Source organism: Methylobacterium mesophilicum SR1.6/6 (genome assembly GCF_000364445.2).
In the GTDB taxonomy this organism is placed as follows: domain Bacteria; phylum Pseudomonadota; class Alphaproteobacteria; order Rhizobiales; family Beijerinckiaceae; genus Methylobacterium; species Methylobacterium mesophilicum_A.
Window position 1 is genome coordinate 5,855,855 of sequence record NZ_CP043538.1, and the last position, 15,374, is coordinate 5,871,228.

The window sequence follows — 15,374 nt, forward strand, 5'->3', positions numbered from 1 at the left end:
GAGGCTTCTGAGGCGATCGGCGGCTGGCTTGGCCGCCCTCGCGCCGCTACCCGAAGGTGTGCCCGGAGGCGGCGTACAGGCTCCTTCCAATCGGCGTCGATCCGATTGTGCCTTGCGAAGCAACTCGAGAAGGGTCGCTTCTGGTCCTTCGAGCATTCCGGCCGTTCCGTTCGCACCGACGGGATCCGTTCCCTGGCGTCCGGTCTTCGAGGCCTACGCGGTCGAAGCGAAGCTCGCGCCATCCACCATCAGGCGCTGGGCCGGCGTCCTGACGGCGCGCGGGGAAGCAGACTTTTCGTCTGGACAAAGCCGGCCACCAACATCCTCTCCGCCGTCAGCCGGTCCCCTGAACCATCCGTCTGAGTCCGTGCACCAGTCTCTCTGCATTGCTTCAGCATGTCGCCCCGGAGGGTTTGCATCCCGAAACCGACCGGCGGAAAGCCACCCCGAGCCGCTGTTCTGCATCCGACTCATGCCGGTCGTGCGAAGAGCCCGTGGGTGCATCCTGGGAGCGGTCATCCGAGTGACCGCTCTGCAATCGCGGTTTGGGGTGACTGTGCGCCGGTCCGCGTTCGAGCGGCATGCGAATCGATGCAGCGCGCGAAAGTTGAATTGCGGCGCAAGAAGCGGGAAGCGTCACAGACTGGGCAGTCGCATACGTGGTCCATCGCCAAGCCACGGAGCCACTCGTGAACGGTCCCCACGTCACAATCGAGCCGTCGATCCTCTACCTCGGAACCCCGGTGGTCCTCATCAGCACGCAGAACGAGGACGGCACCGCCAACCTTGCGCCGATGTCCTCCGCGTGGTGGCTCGGTTGGCGGTGCATGCTCGGTCTCCAGACCGCCTCGCAGACGCCGCAGAACATGATCCGCACGGGTCAGTGCGTCCTCAATCTGGCGTCACCGAGACAGGCTGACGCGGTGAACAGGCTGGCGCGCCTGACGGGCACCGAGACGATACCCGAACTGAAACGACGGCTGGGCTACACGTATGAGCCGTCCAAGTTCGAGGTGGCCGGCCTCACACCCATCGCGTCGCAGACCGTGGCCGCCCCGCGCGCGCTGGAGTGCCCTATCCAACTGGAGGCCGTCGTCGCGGCCCGGCACGGGATCATGGACGACGATCCCCAGGTTGCGGGCCTGATCTCGGCCTTCGCGGTGCGCATCACCCGTGTCCATGTTCATCCGGGCTTGCTGATGGAAGGACACGAGAACCGCATCGATCCAGGCAAGTGGCAGCCGTTGATCATGAACTTTCAGAAGCTTTACGGCGTGTCGAGCATCGAGATCGTTCCGTCCCGGCTCGCGGAGATCGAGGAGAAGAGCTACCGCATGCCCGACGTGGAGAGGGCTCGCGACGGTGTCCTTGACCCGGCGGGATGGCGCGAGACCGGCCGCGATGCGTTCGATCCCAATAGAGATCTCAGGCTCGGTTAGCTGCGGTCCGTTTTCATTCATCGTCGCTCGAAAGCAAACCGGCCGAAGCTCACCCCGTGCAGCCTGCCCGCTTTCGACCCATGCCAATCGTGCGGACGGCCGGCACCGTTGCCCGAAAGCCGTCATTCCTGGGCCATTCGGCACCTTCGCCTCGGGAGCAGATACTGATCCTTCGCCCCGCAGCCGACGCCCCGGCTCCGAACCTTCAGGCATGGCCGTGCTGATGGTGTAGGTCGGGGTAGTGCGGATGGGTGTGACGCAGCGGCTCATGCCGGTGCCAGTGGGTGTGCGGCTCCGTCACGGGCCCATCGTGATGATGCGGATGGTGCTCGTCGTGGACGTGGGCGTGCTCGTGCTCCATCACCTCGTGGATGTGCTCGTGCTCGTGCCGCTCCGCGAGGTGCAGCCAAAGGCCCACTCCCATCAGCAGACCGGCCACGACAAGCTGCACCGTTATCGGCTCGCGCAGGAGCGCCACGGCGATCACCGCGCCGATGAAGGGCGCAAGGGAGAAGTAGGCTCCGGTGCGCGCTGCACCGAGGTGGCGCAACGCGAGCATGAACAGGACGAGGCTCACGCCGACGCCGAGGAAGCCGACCAGAGCCGTTGCCCCGATGACCGCCATCGGCGGTACGGCTGCGCCCAGCAGCAGCGCCAGAACGACGTTGACGCTGCCCGCTACCACCCCTTTGATCATGGCCGTTACAACCGGGTCGGCCGAGGAGAGCTTGCGCGTCAGGTTGTTGTCGATGCCCCAGGCCAGACAGGCAGCGGCGATCAACGCCGCGCCCGCATCGAGGGACACACCTTCGCCGTTCCACGATAACAGGACCGCGCCCATAAGGATGGCGGACGCACCGAGCAGGAGCCGCCGATCGACGTTCTCCCGGAACACCACCCACGCGATGAGCATGGTCGCCAACCCTTCGAGGTTGAGCAGAAGCGATCCGGAAGCGGCAGAGGTGCGCGACAGCCCTAGCATCAGCAACAGCGGCCCGGCCAACCCACCCGACAGCACCACCGCCGCCAGCCAGGGTCGATCGTGACGGCGTAGAGGAGCTTCCCGGGCCGGAACGCCGAGAGCAGCCCGGCCGCCATGCACCGCTGCCAGACCGACGCCCGCACCGAGGTAGAGCAGCCCCGCGAGCAGTTGGGGCGACACCGTGCCGAGCAGGAGCTTCGCGAACGGGGTCGAGGCACCGAACAGGACGGCCGAAACGAGGGCCAGCGGCACCCCAGGCCACAGGTGAGAATAGACGCGCTTCATCCCGCACCTGTAGCAGGACTCCCTCGAGCGCCCGAGATCGAATCCTCCGACCTTCCGCGAAGGAGCGGAAGCAGGCACGGCGGCGGCGTTCGCGTCTCTGCATTCGTCCCCGAAGCAGACCGGCGGCCATCACCCAACTCAGCCGTTCATCCGTGCCCGTGGATGCGGCCGGAGCCGGCCGAAAGCCGCTGGCCCGTCCGGGATCCGTTCGTCGAAGGCAGATGGGCCTCACGCGTCCAAGCGAACGTGCGCCTGTTGGTCAGAAGGCGCGAACCAGCGAAAGCACCGGGCGCGCGTTGGAGGGCGGCTTCCCCTCAGCCGCTGCATCGGAGGCTCTTACGACCGGCCGGCCCCTCGGCGCATCCTCGCGCGCCGGCGGCGGCAGGGGCACGCCCTCGATCCGCGCGATGAGGGTCGCGAGCTCGGAGGCCGGGCGTGCCGGACTGTAGAGGAAACCCTGGGCGATATCGCAGCGCTTCTCCCTGAGGACGTCGAGTTGCTGGCGGGTCTCGACGCCCTCCACCGTCACGTTCATCGAGAGGGCGCGCGCCATCCGAGCGATGGCCTCGACCACCGCAACCTTCTCGGGGCGGCCCTGAAGGTCGCGCACGAACGAGCGGTCCACCTTCACCTTGTCGAACGGAAACTCGGTCAGGTAGCTCAGGCTGGAGTAGCCCGTTCCGAAGTCGTCCAGCGCGATCCTGACGCCCGTCGCGCGCAGGCGCTTCAGGTTCTCCAATACCTCCGGACCGTGATCCAACAACACCGACTCGGTGATCTCGATCTCCAAGCGTCCCGGCGCGAGGCCGGTTTCGCGCAGGACGGCCGCCACCTCCTCGTGGAAGCTCGGCATGCGCACGTGAATGGAGGAGATGTTCACCGCGACCCGCAGGTCGGGCCAGTCGCGGGCGTCGGTGCAGGCGCGGCGCAGGGCCCAGCGCCCGATCTCGACGATGAAGCCGGTCGTCTCGGCGATCGGGATGATCTCGCCGGGCGAGACCCAGCCATATCCTGGCTTGTTCCAGCGCAGCAACGCCTCGAAGCCCGTGACGCGGCCGCTCCTCATGTCGACCAGGGGCTGGTAGTGCAGTTCCATCTCGTCGGCCGCGAGGGCAGCGCGCATGTCCAGATCGAGCTGTCGCTGGCGGACGACCCGCTCCTCCAGCGAAGGATCGAAGGTGCGCCAGCATCCCTTTCCGTCCGCCTTGGCCGCGTAGAGGGCAAGGTCGGCGCGCATGAGCAGGCTCGCCGGCTCGATCGCATCGTCCGGCACGTAGGCGATGCCGACGCTGACCCCGATCTCCAGCTGGGCTTCGTCGATCTGGAACGGTCGCCGAAGCTCGGCCACGATGCGTGAAGCCAGCGCCTCGGCCTCGGCGCGCTCGACGTCACGGACGACCACGGCGAACTCGTCGCCGCCGAGGCGATAGCCGCCGTGTGGGCCGCCGATCGCGAGCAGGCGCACGGCGACCTCCTTCAGGAGGCGGTCGCCGACGAGATGGCCGCGGCTGTCGTTGACGGCCTTGAAGCCATCGAGGTCGAGGTAGAACAGCGCGCTCCGGCGCTCGGACGTGCGGACCTCGCGGCAGAGTGCCGCCAGCATTTCCTGGAAGCCGCCGCGGTTGGGCAGGCCCGTCAGGCTGTCGTGCCCCGCGAGGAAGGCGATGCGGGCTTGCGCCTCCCGGCTCTCGGTGGCGTCCGAGCCCACGCCGCGATAGCCGGCGAACGCCCCTTGTGCGTCGAAGACGGGCTTGCCGTTGAGCGTGAGCCATCGGATCCCGTCTGCCGTACGAAGCCGGATGGTTCGGTCGCGGAACGGCGCGCGGGCCTCGACGGCCGCAGCGACCGCGGCCGCATCCGCACCATCGCCGTCGGGGTCGGCGAATTCCCGGAGAAGCGCGGATAGCGTCCGGTGGCGCAGCCAGGCCGCCTCGATGCCGAGCAGGGCGGCGACCGCCGCGCGAGCCTGCCGCAGACGCCCGACCGTGTCGGTCTCCCAGAGCCAGTCGCTCGTGCCCTCGGCGAAATCCCTGAGGAGGAACCCGATGGTCTCGCTCTGCGCGCGTACGATGACCCGGTCTCGGATTCGCTGGTAGGAGTGACAGCATATCCGACGCGCACTGACGAACACGAAAGCCGCGTAGATCGCGAGAAGGATCCCGACATACTGCCCGACCGGGCCTTCGCAGCCGGCGAGCCCGACGAACAGGCCGATCACGACGGGGGCCACGGCGAGCACCGCCAGGGAGAAGATCGGGCCCGCGACATAGGCGTGCGAGATCAGGGCGGCGCAGACCGCGCCGACCACGATCCGGTAGGCATTGTCGAGGGATGGCAGCAGGACCGCCGGCATGCTCGCCCACGCGAGCCCCCGACCGAGCGCGAGGCCATGGAGCACCACGAAGGACTCGCGGGCGATGGCGTCCTCGCCGAGACGACCGTGGTAGCGCCGCAAGGCGACCATGGCCAGAGTGCACAGCGCGGTGACCGACGCGGACAGGCCGGCGAGGTACTGGTGCGACGCGACCTCCCAGAAGATGGCCGTCAGCACCAGCACGACGGCTGCCTGGGTAAACGCCGTGTATCTTCCGAGCTGCAGCGTCTCGGCCAGCATCGCAGCGCGCGTTGCCTCGCGCAGGCGCGTGTCCTGGTCGGACATGGTCAATTCGTCGGTGTCAGCCGGCAATATGATCTCACTCATCACCGCGCACCCCGCGCGGCCGGACGCGGCGCCTCGAACGCCGGCCCGGCCATCACGCCAGCCCGGTCCACCGCTTGGGGGACGCGAGAGCTGTCGCCGGGGGCAGCCTGGAGATGGGCGTGGATCGCCGATCGCGTGCCCTCGACGCCGGACGCGACCGGCAAGGCGTTCGGCGGAAGCGGCCGGATTGGGAGATCGTGATTCTGAAGCCGCATGTGATGCCCCTACGCCGAAGAAGTCCCTTGCCGTCCTGTTTCATGAGGATGAGCGACGCGCGCTGCTGGAGTCTCAAAGCGATCGGCGAAACACGGGTCGATTCGTCGATTTTTGGATCGAATTTTCTGTCTTTTCGAAGCTTGCGGCTCGAGAGCCGACGGAGATGGAGATTTTCATGCCATCACCGGCTGTCTTGAGCATTCGTGGCCGGGCTGTTCGTTAGCGAGGCATGAAATTCGAAGACGCATGATCGGAAAGCGTCGATCGAGAACACGAAGACCGTTCGACCCTCGTCGAAAACGGCCGCGGGCCGCGATCGTGCAGTCTTAGCGACAGAAATCGTGCATTTTAATGAATTGTAAACCGGCGCCATGACATGAAGACTGCCACAGCATGCGACATCGGTGTCGGGAGGCGGAGCGGTGCCCACACGTGCCTTGATGCGGCGCTCCGTGCCGGCGGAGGTGGGCGTGCCGCCGCGCCAGATCTCGTCGCGCCATTTCCTCAAGTTGATCGAAGACACCGGCAAAGTCGGCTTCTGGTCGGCAGACCTGCGCGCGGATCGGTTGGAGGCCTCGCCCGGCCTCTACCGCATCCTCGGCCTGGACCCCGCCTCCGAACTCACGTTCGGCTTCGGCCTCGACATGATCCATCCCGAAGACCGGGCCGCGCATGGCGACCAGATCGCGGTCCTGCGGTCCGGCCAGCCGATCAGCCGCGAGTTCCGCATCATCCGGCCAGACTGGACCCAGCGCTGGGTCCTGCACCACGCCGAGGTCGTTCTCGGTCCGGACGGCATTCCGAGCCAGGGCCTTGGCGTCGTCTTCGACGTCACCGCGCAGCACGATGCCATGATCGCCCTCATGCAGCGCCATGATCGGCTGAATGCACTCGTCGCCGCCACCGCCTCGGTCTTCTGGGTCAACAAGGCCAATGGCGAGCCCAGCGAGATGCCGCAGTGGATGGCGCTGACCGGCCAGACCCACGCGCAGATGCAGGGGTGGGGATGGCTGGATGCTGTGCACCCGGACGACCGCGCCCGCACGCTCGCCGCCTGGACCACGGCGGTCGAGCACACCGAGCCCTACAACACCGATTATCGCGTGCTCTGCGCGGACGGCATCTACCGTTGGTTCAATGCCCGCGGTGCGCCGGTGCTCAACCGCGATGGGTCGGTCCGCGAATGGGTCGGCGTTTGCCTCAAGGTGGCGGGCCGCAGCCGCTACGGTGCCTCGTCGTCGACGACCGACGCGGCGACGGATTGGCCGAAGGGGACGAACGCCGCCCACAGGCCATCCGAGATGGAGGATCTCCTCACGCCCGGACAGATTCGGGCGGCACGCGGCTTGACCGGCCTGTCGAAGGACGAGTTGGCGGCCTTGGCCAAAGTCTCGGTATCCACGCTCAACCGGCTGGAGGATCCCGCTTCCGAAGTCCGGTCGCGCCCCGACACGCTGCTGGCCGTGCGCCGTGCCCTGGAGGGTGCCGGCGTCGAGTTCATCTTCGAGGCAGGCAAGAGGCCCGGTATCCGCGAGGCGTGACGGCCCAGCGCCCCGCATGACGGCGGCGCCAGGCACGTACGCCCGGCTCGGATCGCAGCCGTGGTTCGCGTGCGGCGCCCGCGCTCCGTCCTCATCGTGACGGCCGGTGAAGGCGTTGCCGTAAAGCCGCCCGGGCGCCGATGCGCCGACCCCTTTCGGTGAGACCCGATACAGTCCGCGCCCACGGCACAGGCCCATCGGGGTCGCTCAGGGGGCACGGTCCTTCTGATCGCACGATACGATCGCTCCGGATGCCGCGCAGGCGTGAGGAAGACCTCGTTCTTCGCCGGCTATCGCCACAACGATCATCGCGCCATTGGTCGAACCCGGCCAACGCCGGATCCGGATCAGACCCTTCCGAACGACCGTGCTGTCCAATGGACACGGATCACCGGATACGACGCGGAGCAAACACAGCATCGCGCCGGACAATCGACGGCCATGCAGAGCCGGTCTGTTCGAGCGCTCACCCGCGTTCCGTATCTCGAGTGTCGATCCAAGTTTATGCAGGGCGAGAACCTGTTCAGCCCGCCTTCGAACGCGGTTGCCCGGAAACGGGAAGAGGCAGGCCTGCCCTCGCGGTGCCCGCAGGTAGCGAGGTACCCGCTGGCGTCGCGAAAAATTCGTTCCAATCGAAACGATTTCTTCCATCGACCACCGAAAGCGGAAGGTAGGATCATATTCACGGTCGAATGACATGCATTCGTTCATGCCGCGCTCGAATCCGGGATCGCCATTTAATGCTGTATTCAAATCTCCGGAGATATAAGCAATCGATCACTTGAGAGCCTGGCCATGTTTTTCCGTGCGACCTACAATGAATCGCAGTCGACACTCGACGCGCTGAGAAAGTCTCTCGCGATCATCGAGTTCGAGATGGACGGCACGATACGGGGTGCCAATCCGATCTTCCTGTCCATGGTCGGCTACGAGCTGGCCGCAATACAAGGCCAGCATCACCGTATCTTTGTCGAGGATGAGGTCGCCGAAAGCTCCGACTACGCGAACCTGTGGAAGAAGCTTCGCAGCGGCGAGTTCGTCGCCGGGGAGTTCCAGCGCAAGGCGCGATCGGGCGCGAAGGTCTGGCTCGAAGCCACCTACAACCCGGTCCCGGGGCCTGATGGACGCCCCCTTAAGGTCATCAAGTTCGCCAGCGACATCACGGACAAGAAAAAGGAAGCGAGCCGGCTGCTGCGCATGATCGACGATATGCCCGTCGCGGTCATGACGGCAGATCCACGAAACGATTTCAAGATCGATTATATCAACAACACCTCGCGCAAGACGCTGGAATCGATCGAGAAGTATCTGCCGATCAAGGTGTCCGACATGATGGGCAGGTCATTCGACGTTTTTCATAAGAATCCGCACCACCAGCGCAACATGCTGGCCGATGCCAGCCGCCTGCCGCATCGGACCAAGATCAAGGTCGGGCCGGAAACCCTCGATCTGCAGGTTTCCGCGATGACCGACTTGGACGGCACCTATCTTGGACCGATGCTGACGTGGTCCGTGGTTACCGCGCAGGTCGCGATGGCGGGCGAGGTCGCCGGCGTCGTCGATGCGCTCGGTATGGCCATCGGTGAGATGAAGGACTCGGCCCAGGGATTGAACAGATCGGCCGACGAGGCGAGCGAGCGCGCCAACTCGGTCGCAGCCGGCTCCGAGGAGATGACCAGTTCGATCCACGAGATCTCGGGGCAGGTCGGCCGGGTGTCGGAGCGCACCCAGCAGATCGCCACCCAGGCCGCGGCCACGGACGCGACGGTGCGCAATCTCGCCGCGAACGCGGCCGAGGTCGACACGGTGGTGGGCATGATCAAATCCATCGCCGACCAGACCAACCTGCTGGCGCTGAATGCCACGATCGAGGCGGCGCGCGCCGGGGCCGCCGGCCGCGGCTTCGCCGTGGTCGCCACCGAGGTCAAGGAACTGGCCGGCCAGACCGCCAAGGCGACCGGCGAAATCACCGACAAGGTCCGGGCCATTCAGGAAGCCACGGGCGAGGCCGTGACGGCGATCCGGATGATCACCGACGAGGTGGCCGAACTGTCGAAGCTGACGCTGGCCATCGCAAGCGCGGTCGAGGAACAGGCTGCCTCGACGCAGGAGATGTCCTCCAACATCACGGGTGTCTCGGCCGCGGCCGGAGAGACCGGTAAGCTTGCCGAGATGGTCCGGCAGATCTCGGAAACGCTGGCCGCCCGATCGGCCGGCCTCGGTGCCAGCATGGAAAAGTTCCTCAAGACCGGCTGACGGCTCACGCACGGGACCGGTCGCGGACAGATGTGGGCGAACACGGAAGGGGGCTGCCGAGTGCCTTGCTCGTCGAGTCAAGCAATAGCTTGGCTCGATGTCCGACGCGCGCAGGTGCTTGATTTGGTGATCTCATGGCTCATTGCCTTCCGGAAGACAACAGTCTCAGAACAGCCAATGTCGAGGAGAATTTCTGGATCGACGCCGTCAATGATGTCTTGATCGTGGCCGTCACGGATCCGGCCGGTCGGATCATCCAAGTCAACGATCGGTTCTGCGCCATCAGCGGGTACAGCCGCGGGGAACTTCTCGGTCGGAACCACCGCATCCTCAACAGCGGATGTCACGGCAAGGCGTTCTTCGAAGAGATGTATCGGACGCTCCGTGCGGGCCGAACCTGGCGGGGCGAGATCTGTAATCGCGACAAGAACGGTACCTTGTACTGGGTTGCGACGACCATCATTCCGGAATTCGACGCCGGTCGCAAAATCGTTCGGTACGTCGCCTGCCGCTTCGACATCTCGGAACAGAAAGCCGCGCAGCAGCGTCTCAGCGACATGGCGAGCCGCGACCCGCTGACGGGTCTGCTCAATCGGAATGGCCTTCAGGCCCTGCTCGCCGACCTGATGACGAACTCGGAACGGCACGAGCAAGGCTTGCGCGTCCTCATGCTCGATATCGACCATTTCAAGGACGTGAACGATGTCAATGGACACGACGTCGGCGACCGCGTCCTCCGAACGGTGGCGGATCGGCTCCACGCGGTCCTGGTCGGACGAGGGTTTGCCGCACGTCTTGGCGGAGACGAGATTGCCGCTGTCCTGCCGGATCACGGTGCGGAGACCTCCGCCCTCATTCAAGAGGCCCAGGATACGATTCGGCAGCCGATAGAACTCGACCAAGGCGTGTTCAATGTCACGGCCAGTATCGGCTTGGCGCGTTTCCCGGCCGACGGCACCTCGGCCGGAGAGCTGATCAAATGCGCTGACATCGCCCTCTATCAGGCGAAACGTCTCGGACGGGATCGCTGCGTGACCTTTCAGGCCCCCATGCTCGCGGCGACCCAGCGCCGGGTCGACATCCAGGAGCAGGCCAAGATCGGTCTCGTCCGGGGTGAATTCGAATTGTTCTACCAGCCCATCGTCGCATCGGACTGCAAGTCACCCGCTTCGTGCGAGGCTTTGCTGCGATGGCGGCACCCGGAGCATGGCCTCCTCACGCCGGGACGGTTCAAGGACGTTTTCGACTCTCCACGCCTGATGTCCGCCATTGGCCAGATGGTCCAGAGGCAAGCGATCCGACAGGCCGCCATATGGCTGCGAGCGGGTGTCCCGTTTGAAAAGATCAAATTCAACACGTCGGCAGCCGATTTCGATCTGCGGGGCTTCTCGACGCGCTTGTTGGCTCAATTGGCCGCCGAGGACGTGCCCGTGAGCTGCATCGGTGTCGAAGTGACGGAAGGACTGTTCCTGGGGCAGCGGTCCAGTTCCGTCCGGCAGGAACTCGCCCGGCTCAGCGAGAGCGGTATCGAGGTCGCGTTCGACGACTTCGGCACCGGCTATGCCTCGCTGACGCATCTGCGGGAACTTCCGATCGCGCGGCTCAAGATCGACCGCAGCTTCGTCATGAACATCGGCCATTGCGATCGCGATGAAACGATCGTTCGAAGCATTGTCGAGTTGGCTCACCGACTTGGTATGTTGGTGACAGCGGAAGGCGTCGAGACCGAAGAGCAGTATCGCAAGCTCGTCGAGATCGGCTGCGATCGACTTCAAGGCTACTTTTTCTTCCCCGTCATGCCCGTCGCGGAGGCGGCCGCGGCCCTTCACCTCCTCGTTGAGAATCCCCGGTCCTCTCTGGCGGCTTGAGGTCAGACTTCACCCGCTCGGCGAAGGCATCATGAAGTCACAGGGGTTCAGGTTGGCGTAACGCTCTGCGCGCTCGCCGTGGCGCCGAGCGCCAGGTGCTGTCGAGCGCGCCCTCGGATCTCGACAATTGAGCGCCTGCCGAGCGATGCCCAATAGGTCTCGCTGTTGAGAGCCTTCGAAGTCAGCAACTTCCTGAATGTGGCGCGATGACTGTACGTAGGCGAACGGGCGAACAAGTCGGCGCCCTCTTGAAACGGACGCAGGACGCACGCCTATCCCTGATCGCGGCCCGCAATCGCACCATGGCGGCCGATGATGTGCGGAATCTGCTCCTGGAACGGCTCGGCCTGATCGAGCGGAACGGTGTGGCTTGGCCGCACCCTCTGCGAGGCCAGTCCGTCGTCGAGTGGACCATCACCGACGCAGGCTTGTCGGCGCTCGCTGAGGCCAGGGCTTCAAGGACGTTCAACGGCGCCGATGGCGGAATGCCTCGAGTCTTGAGCCAAGATGACCTGTGATCGATGATGCCTTGCGGGCCTCCGGACACTGTCTGCTGCTGCGCAACCGGAACACGACAAGTAATCTCTGCCGAAATCCGCTCCGGCAGTGCCGGCAAAGGCCAACGCTTGGCCGATGCGGGCGCAAGGCGGGTGACCGGACCTGACCGCAAGCCGCAGGCCCGCTCCGACGAGGGACGCTGTAGAATTGGACAGGCTCATGCCGATTTATGTCAGCCGCGCAGACAGCCTCGAGCAGATCGCGAGAGCGGCCGTCCGTCGACTCGGCGCCGTCGGCTGACCGTCGAGCGGAATGCAACGGCCCTGCGTCCCGGCGTGCACGGAGATGAGCCTCACTGGCGCGCGCGATGAGCACTGATCGGACGATGAGGCGGTGGCCAATCGAAGGAGGCTCTCTGGTCTGTGGCTCGACGGACTGCCTCCGAGGCGTTCGTGCGGCGACGCTCACTGGCTGATCATCGCTCGCGGCCGACGATGGTGTCGGCCTGCCTATGCAATATCTGCATTTCTGGCGTGCGGCATGTGGCATACCAGTCGGCTGTGTGCAGTGCGATATCAACTCTCACGCACCGCACAACAGGACGCCGCCGATGACCCTCCTCACCGCTCTCGCTCTCCTTCCCTTCGCGGGTCTCGCCAACATCGCGATCGTGGTGGCGCTCGCCAATCATTTCGATGGCGACAAGCCGGCCGCCGGCTTCACCGGCCCGGTCCCGACCCTGGCCTGAGCCAGGACGGGCTCGCCGGGCGCAAACGGGACACGGGGGCGGACTTTGTCCATCCTGTAAGGTGAGCCTCCTGTGCCTGGAGCGGCCTGTCATGCCGCTGCGGCCGACGCGGAGATGGCATCCGCTTCGACGGATCCCGTCTTCGGACGCAGAGTGGGAAACATCCACTCTGCTCACACCCCCGACACTGAGGAGGGGCCGGAAGCGGGACCGGTCGACCGTCGCCGGCCCGAAGCCGGGTCGGTGTCGAATGGGAAGTGCTCGATCCTACGCAGGTCGCGTTGCTCATTCGGCGAGCACGAAGGCGAGGCCCAGGATCGCCACCAACAGTGCCCCGCCCGCGAGTTCCTCGCGCGGCTCCTCGGCGAAACGCGGCAACCAGCTTGCGCGGGCGACGCCCGCTCCGACGAGCCCGATGAGCAGAAAGCCCAGACCGAGCAAGTCGGTGGTCTGAACCGTCGGTAGCATAGGTCGCTCCTCCAACAGGGATGACGCCTATCGCTCGGGCCAAGCCCAATGCGATTCGACGTGTGCGATCAGCCCGAGAGCATGATCCCGGACGAGGATTGCAGCCTGCTCTGCGTCGCGGGCCTGCAGGGCGACGATGATGGCCGCATGCTCGCGCAACGAGTCCTCAATCCTCCCCGGCCGATGGAGGAAGATCGATCGAAGTGCCCGCATGTGGATGAACAGGTTGGCCGTCATCTCGACCATCAGCCCACAACCGCCGAGACGGATGATCGTCTGGTGGAAGTTGAGGTTGGCCTCTTCATAGGCCTTCACGTGCTCCGGCAGGGTGGAAAGCTCAAAATCTTCGAACGCTCGACTGAGCTGGTGAAGATCGGCGTCCGATGCGTGCCTTGCCGCAGCATGTGCGGCCCCGCCCTCGAGCGCGGCCCAGACTGTGATCATCTCGATGATCTCACGCTTGGTCTTGCGCGTCACGAAAAGGCCGCGGCGTGGCACCGTGGACACGAAGCCCTCCCGTTCCAGAAGTGTCAGGGCTTCTCGGACGGGCGTGCGGCTGATGCCAAGCTCTTGCGCAATCTGATGTTCGTTCAGCCGGATCTGCGCCGATCCGTCGTAGAGGTCCATCGCGAGGATCGATTGCTTGATGCTGTCGTAGGCCTGCTCACGCAGGCTCACCGTCTGCCCGATCGAGGTGAGGCCCAGAGAGGTGTCGGAGGGCTGCAGCACAGTAGAACTCCGGGAACGACAGAATTGATCTTGGACTCGGGTCTGGGGAATGCGCCGAAGCGCCGCCGGGATGTCGAGCAGAAGTGCGGTGCTCGGGAAGCCGTGCATCCCCCGATCGAGGGTGCACCCGCAGAGCCTCGGGGCGGTCTGCGCTGAGCAGGCGTGCCGTGGAACCGACGGTCTGCGTGCCGAAGACGCGCGACTGGGCCGGTCGTCTCGACCCCGGCTCCAGGATTCCGGAGCCGGGGCGTCGAGACTTTCATCGAGGCTTTCGCTGAGCCGCTGAGAGCGGCCGCGCCCTGCGCTCAGGCGTGCGCCAGCGTCAGTGCCGGAGCCGCCGCGTTGTTGTTCGCCGCGTGGTGCTGCTTGAGCATCGGCCGCAGCACCGCGATCGCCAGGATGGCGGCGATCAGGTCCATGGTCGCCACCGTGTACAGGACCGTGGCCCAGGTGCCGGTCGCCTGCATGATCAGGTTGCCCACCGGCACGAAGAGCGCCGCGAAGCCCTTGGCGCAGTAGAGCACGCCGTAGATCTTGCCGATGTGCTTGGAGCCGAAGGTGTCGGCCGCGGTGGCGCTGAACAGCGAGTAGACCTCGCCCCAGGCCAGGAACACGACGCCGGACAGGATCACGAAGGCCCACGGGTTCGAGCCGAAGTAGCCCAAAGCGACGATGCCGATGCCCTCCATCGCGAATGCGATGAACATCGTCTTCTCCCGTCCGATCCGGTCCGAGATGAAGCCGAACAGCGGGCGCGAGATGCCGTTCATGATCCGGTCGAGCATCAGCGCGAAGGGCAGTGCCGCCATGGCGAAGAAGTACAGGTTGACCTGGAAGTTCTTCACCCCGAGGTCCTGGGCGATCACGCCGAGCTGGGCCACCGCCATCAGCCCGCCCGTCACCGTGCAGGTGAACATCAGCAGCATGACCCAGAACACGGGGGTGCGCAGCGCCTCGCCCAGCGTGTAGTCGCGGCGCGACTGCAGGACCTTGGTGGAGAACGGCACCTGATCCTTGCGCGGCGCGCGCATGGCGATGGCGGCGGCGATGATGATGGCGCCCTGGATCAGGCCGAAGACGAAGAAGGCCTGGGCGTAGTTGCCGCTATCGATCATCTTGGCGATCGGCAGGATGGTCAGCGCCGAGCCGGCGCCGTAGCCGCCCGCCGTGAGCCCGACCGCCAAGCCGCGCTTGTCCGGGAACCACTTGAGCGCGTTGTTGACGCAGGTGGCGTAGACGCAGCCGACGCCGATACCGCCGGCCACCGAGCCGAGGTAGAAGCCGCTCAAGCTGGTGGCGTAGGAGTTGATGACCCAGGCTAGGCCCGTCATCAGACCGCCGAACATGACGACGCGGCTCGGGCCGTACTTGTCGATGAAGTAGCCCTCGATCGGGGTCAGCCAGGTCTGGACGACGACGAAGATGGTGAAGGCGACCTGGATTGCGGCGCGGTCCCAACTGAAGGTCTTCTGAATCTCGGGAACGAACAGCGTCCACGCATATTGAATATTGGCCGCCGCAACCATGCAGATCACGCCGAGCACGATCTGCAACCATCGGTTGGTACTGGGTGTCGCCGTATCCGATCTCGCCTCTGGCATGGCCATGAGCTTCCTCCCTCGTCCCTGCGCTGACGTTCGGCG

10 protein-coding genes are annotated in these 15,374 nt (G+C 65.5%); 5 read left to right on the top strand and 5 right to left on the bottom strand.

Annotation, left to right across the window (positions count from 1 at the left end):
* Positions 1–689: 689 nt before the first annotated feature.
* Positions 690–1,439 carry a flavin reductase family protein gene (locus MMSR116_RS27740; RefSeq protein WP_010684138.1) on the top strand — a complete coding sequence of 250 codons (750 nt, stop codon included), beginning with the start codon at positions 690–692 and terminating at the stop codon, positions 1,437–1,439.
* Between the two features lie 205 nt (positions 1,440–1,644).
* Here MMSR116_RS27740 and MMSR116_RS27745 read toward each other — a convergent pair whose 3' ends face one another.
* On the bottom strand, positions 1,645–2,706 hold the full coding sequence (locus MMSR116_RS27745; protein ID WP_010684139.1) for a DMT family transporter: 1,062 nt from the start codon (positions 2,704–2,706) through the stop codon (positions 1,645–1,647).
* Between the two features lie 259 nt (positions 2,707–2,965).
* Entirely contained in the window at positions 2,966–5,407 is a 2,442-nt protein-coding gene (locus MMSR116_RS27750; RefSeq protein ID WP_010684140.1) for a putative bifunctional diguanylate cyclase/phosphodiesterase, read from the bottom strand.
* 638 nt (positions 5,408–6,045) lie between these two features.
* On the opposite strand from MMSR116_RS27750, the gene MMSR116_RS27755 reads away from it, so the two are divergent.
* The 4 genes from MMSR116_RS27755 (at position 6,046) to MMSR116_RS31500 (ending at position 12,534) form a co-directional block, all read left to right on the top strand.
* A complete protein-coding gene (locus tag MMSR116_RS27755) occupies positions 6,046–7,164 on the top strand; it encodes a PAS domain-containing protein (RefSeq protein ID WP_010684141.1) in 1,119 nt (372 codons plus the stop codon).
* A 795-nt stretch (positions 7,165–7,959) separates the two neighbouring features.
* Positions 7,960–9,420, top strand: coding sequence for a methyl-accepting chemotaxis protein (locus tag MMSR116_RS27760; RefSeq protein WP_010684143.1), 1,461 nt, complete (start codon positions 7,960–7,962; stop codon positions 9,418–9,420).
* 134 nt (positions 9,421–9,554) lie between these two features.
* On the top strand, positions 9,555–11,288 hold the full coding sequence (locus MMSR116_RS27765) for a putative bifunctional diguanylate cyclase/phosphodiesterase (RefSeq protein WP_010684144.1): 1,734 nt from the start codon (positions 9,555–9,557) through the stop codon (positions 11,286–11,288).
* Positions 11,289–12,396: 1,108 nt separating this feature from the next.
* A complete protein-coding gene (locus MMSR116_RS31500) occupies positions 12,397–12,534 on the top strand; it encodes a hypothetical protein (RefSeq protein WP_191991848.1) in 138 nt (45 codons plus the stop codon).
* Between the two features lie 285 nt (positions 12,535–12,819).
* Here the strand turns inward: MMSR116_RS31500 and MMSR116_RS27770 are convergent, their stop codons facing one another.
* The 3 genes from MMSR116_RS27770 to oxlT form a co-directional block, all read right to left on the bottom strand.
* The gene (locus MMSR116_RS27770; RefSeq protein WP_039893305.1) at positions 12,820–13,002 is read right to left on the bottom strand and encodes a hypothetical protein; all 183 of its coding nucleotides are present in this window, start codon (positions 13,000–13,002) and stop codon (positions 12,820–12,822) included.
* 27 nt (positions 13,003–13,029) lie between these two features.
* Positions 13,030–13,731, bottom strand: coding sequence for a GntR family transcriptional regulator (locus MMSR116_RS27775; protein WP_010684148.1), 702 nt, complete (start codon positions 13,729–13,731; stop codon positions 13,030–13,032).
* A gap of 305 nt (positions 13,732–14,036) precedes the next feature.
* Positions 14,037–15,338, bottom strand: a complete 1,302-nt coding sequence (gene oxlT, locus MMSR116_RS27780) for an oxalate/formate MFS antiporter (RefSeq protein WP_010684149.1) — start codon at positions 15,336–15,338, stop codon at positions 14,037–14,039.
* Between the last annotated feature and the right edge of the window lie 36 nt (positions 15,339–15,374).

Excerpts from the sequence above, each read along its gene's own strand:
- MMSR116_RS27745 (WP_010684139.1), bottom strand. The coding sequence starts at position 2,706 with ATGAAGCGCGTCTATTCTCACCTGTGGCCTGGGGTGCCGCTGGCCCTC.
- MMSR116_RS27750 (WP_010684140.1), bottom strand. The coding sequence starts at position 5,407 with ATGAGTGAGATCATATTGCCGGCTGACACCGACGAATTGACCATGTCC.
- MMSR116_RS27760 (WP_010684143.1), top strand. The coding sequence starts at position 7,960 with ATGTTTTTCCGTGCGACCTACAATGAATCGCAGTCGACACTCGACGCG.
- MMSR116_RS27765 (WP_010684144.1), top strand. The coding sequence starts at position 9,555 with ATGGCTCATTGCCTTCCGGAAGACAACAGTCTCAGAACAGCCAATGTC.
- MMSR116_RS31500 (WP_191991848.1), top strand. The coding sequence starts at position 12,397 with ATGACCCTCCTCACCGCTCTCGCTCTCCTTCCCTTCGCGGGTCTCGCC.
- MMSR116_RS27770 (WP_039893305.1), bottom strand. The coding sequence starts at position 13,002 with ATGCTACCGACGGTTCAGACCACCGACTTGCTCGGTCTGGGCTTTCTG.
- oxlT (WP_010684149.1), bottom strand. The coding sequence starts at position 15,338 with ATGGCCATGCCAGAGGCGAGATCGGATACGGCGACACCCAGTACCAAC.